The 511-nt window shown below is 49.5% G+C and carries 1 protein-coding gene; it reads left to right on the plus strand.

The genetic code is table 11. The features are described 5' to 3' along the window. Positions 1–511 (plus strand): hypothetical protein (locus tag J7439_RS26195; RefSeq protein ID WP_209204988.1); only part of this gene is annotated, 511 nt, incomplete at both ends.

Here is a 511-nt window from a genome sequence, read left to right on the forward strand (position 1 = left end):
TTTGTCACCAGTATTCAATCAGGCTTTAGCACCATCACAGAATCCATGGCGGCGCTGCGGACTGCCTTTGATTTTACCAGCTCCACAGTAAAGGGCTTTTTCAATACCTTCACAGCCATTGTTAAGGGCTTTGCAGCCTATACCGGGATACTATACGGCATTGTCAGGGTATGGCAGGAAACAGCAGATGCCTTGGGCTTTGATGGCATTGCCGAAAAGCTAAAAGGGACAACCGATTTTCTTGAGGGCTTGACCAGGGAGTTTGCCCGGCAGACGGTTGAGGATGCCAAGGATGTCCGGGATGCGCTGGTTGGGGTATACGACAGCTTTGCCGAAGAAAGCCGAGATGCGTTAAAGACAGCAAACCATGCAGCCAAGACCATAACCAAAAGTCAGAGGTTGCTCTGGCAAAATTACGCCGATGAATTAATTGCCGGGCAAAAACAGGTTGAGGAAGCCACAGCCGAAACAGCCAAAGCCGTTAAAAGTCATTTTGAGAATGCAGCGGATG

Source organism: Salinisphaera sp. G21_0 (assembly GCF_017744115.1).
Classification (GTDB): domain Bacteria; phylum Pseudomonadota; class Gammaproteobacteria; order Pseudomonadales; family Endozoicomonadaceae; genus Endozoicomonas.